At 36.2% G+C, this 2,421-nt stretch carries 4 protein-coding genes; 2 read left to right on the top strand and 2 right to left on the bottom strand.

Translation table 11 applies throughout. From position 1 onward, the window contains the following. The coding region (locus FTV37_RS16995; RefSeq protein ID WP_180064309.1) for a fimbria/pilus outer membrane usher protein at positions 1-680 on the top strand (680 nt) is incomplete at its 5' end. Beyond that, a complete protein-coding gene (locus tag FTV37_RS16990) occupies positions 680-1,660 on the top strand; it encodes a spore coat protein U domain-containing protein (RefSeq protein ID WP_180064308.1) in 981 nt (326 codons plus the stop codon). The genes FTV37_RS16995 and FTV37_RS16990, both read left to right, overlap by 1 nt. Here the strand turns inward: FTV37_RS16990 and FTV37_RS16985 are convergent. Beyond that, positions 1,657-2,133 (bottom strand): spore coat U domain-containing protein, encoded by a 477-nt coding sequence (locus tag FTV37_RS16985; RefSeq protein ID WP_168406833.1) that lies wholly within the window; start codon positions 2,131-2,133, stop codon positions 1,657-1,659. The two genes, FTV37_RS16990 and FTV37_RS16985, sit on opposite strands and share 4 nt — an antisense overlap. Positions 2,134-2,329: 196 nt before the next feature. Beyond that, positions 2,330-2,421, bottom strand: a 92-nt coding sequence (locus FTV37_RS16980) for a helix-turn-helix domain-containing protein (RefSeq protein WP_180064307.1), incomplete at its 5' end; no start/stop codon positions are given.

The following is a 2,421-nucleotide window of genomic DNA, read 5'->3' as shown; positions in this document are numbered from 1 at the left end:
CTCAGGATAATCGAAATATCCAGACTCAACTTGCCCGGATTCACAACTATGGGGAGTGGAGTTTAGGCGTACAGGAATTTAAAACCGATAACAGCTCTTCTCGAATAGCCAACGGTACATTAAGTGGAAGCCTGTTAATGATGAATCGAAGTATAGTCCCCATGCCTAGATCTTTTGATTCATTTGCTTTGATTTCAACCTCTAATATCCCTGAAGTACCAGTGAAATTAGAAAATAGATCAGTAGGAAAGACCAATAGAAACGGAGAACTGGTCGTCACCTCACTGAATCCTTACCAAAATAACAAGATCACAATCGATGCATTAGAATTACCTGCTGACTATTATATTGAAACAACAGTAAAGAATGCTGTACCAAGGTTTGGTAGTGGAGTCTTCATAGATTTTCCTGTTTACCAGATTCAGGCGATTCAAGCAGTTATTAAACAAAAAGATGGAAGCGTAATTGAAGCCGGGTCGAATGTGTGGGCAAGTCCAGACTTAAAGTCCTCGATACCAGAGCCTCTTACTGTGGTTGCACATGATGGTATGATCTATATGGAAAACCCTAAAGTAACTAAATTCTTTGTAGAGCAAAAAGACAAAATGTGTAGCTTTGAGATAAATGGTTTAGATACCCAGAAAGGTTTAATTGATTTAGGCGACTTGCTATGCGAATAATGAGCAAAAAAAAATCTCCTTTTTTATCAAGCAAAAATTTAACTTTAATGTCAGGTCTATTTTTAGGTTTGATGATTACAGGTGAAAGTCAGGCTGCTAAATGCAGTATTTCTTCTACCTCGCTTGATTTTGGTGAGGTGAGTCCTGCATTAAGTACGACTTCTACCAATGTTATGCTTCGTTGTGATCCACGTTCCATAATGAAAACAAATATACGTGTGTGTTTGACCGCTACAAGCTGGCTTTATAATGATATTACTCGCTCTATCTATACCAGCCTTTTAGGTATACCTAACCTGTTTCAATCTTTAAAATATAACCTTTTTTATGACCCTGGTTTTACTCATTTAATCCAAGCACGCGACCAATTAACTTCTACTGGCTGTAGAGATTATACGATTACAGGCGGTAAGCAGCTGACTGAAATGATCCCAGTTTATGGTCTTTTTTATCCAGGACAGACAGGGGCTGCTGGTAATTACAGATCCTCTACTTTATCGCTTGAAATCCTTTATGATTTTGAAAGAAATGAGAACTATCCTAACGGCTATAACGCTAGTAATTTAAGATATTCGGATACGGCCAATATGAGTGTTTTTGCAGAATATGAGAATGTTTGTGCATTACTCTCAACAACAGATTTGGATTTTGGTCAAATTGATAATTTGAACAGAGACTTATATACAAGTGGTCAAATTTCTCTGCAATGCCCTTCACGCACTACTTGGCGAGTAGGATTAAATAATGGCAAATATGCTCTGAATAGTCAGAGAAGAATGTTTAATGGCAAGGATTATATAAATTATGATTTATACTTAAACAGTAACTTAACTCAAAAATGGGATAGTTCTAATAACAGGTCGCAAGGTGTAGGAACAAATGGGCAGCAACCAATCTCTGTTTACGGACATGTCCCCCAACAGCCTCTCAAAAGTGCAGGAAACTATAGTGATACTGTGACGGTCACTTTAACGTATTAATATGTAATCGTAGCAACCACAATATCATTATATACACCCGCAGGAACATTCGTGGCGCCTTCATTAATTTTTGCCCAGATTTTGAAGTTCTGATCCGTACCAGTTCCCGTACTTGCAAAATTTTCTTGAGAAGAGCTTCCCCAAACAGTTTTAAATCCAGCATCCTGATAGAGCTGATACGGAACCTGGATAGAATTGTCTTGTGTATTCTTTAAAGTCTTATCGCTGTTTAAAGCAATCGAGTATGGAGTATTTTGACTACAACTAACATTCAAACTTCCTGAGCTAGTTACGTGATTTGTTGATCGTTGAATAGATCCAAAATCAATAGATTGAGTCTGAGTACTCTGGATCTCACAATGTTCTGTTACGGTAAGTTGGACAACAAATTCAGATGAATTTTCATTTTTTTGGGTATAAGCAATTGTAGAAAATAAGATAATGAAACTTAAAAAGTACTTCATTTTTCTCATAACCTTTCCTTCAATATCTTACTTTCTTTACTTGCAATAATATAAGGTATAAGAACTCCATATAAAACATCTAAATCATAACTTTCAAATTTAAAATATCAGAGTTATTTCCATATTTACCCTAAAAATTTCTTATATAAAGTAACCCTACTGCGGAAGGGTATAAGTATCCTCTTCAGGGCATTATAAGTTTTTTTTAAATAACTTTAGCAACTCGATAGACAGTTGCAACTCCACAATTCACTGCTTTGGCAATTTCTTCCTTAGTCATATTGCCAGCTACTAGCA

Source organism: Acinetobacter sp. YH16042 (assembly GCF_013417245.1).
Taxonomy (GTDB): domain Bacteria; phylum Pseudomonadota; class Gammaproteobacteria; order Pseudomonadales; family Moraxellaceae; genus Acinetobacter; species Acinetobacter amyesii.
This window is presented reverse-complemented; position numbering and strand designations above follow the sequence as displayed.

Excerpts from the sequence above, each read along its gene's own strand:
- FTV37_RS16990 (WP_180064308.1), top strand. The coding sequence starts at position 680 with ATGAGCAAAAAAAAATCTCCTTTTTTATCAAGCAAAAATTTAACTTTA.
- FTV37_RS16985 (WP_168406833.1), bottom strand. The coding sequence starts at position 2,133 with ATGAGAAAAATGAAGTACTTTTTAAGTTTCATTATCTTATTTTCTACA.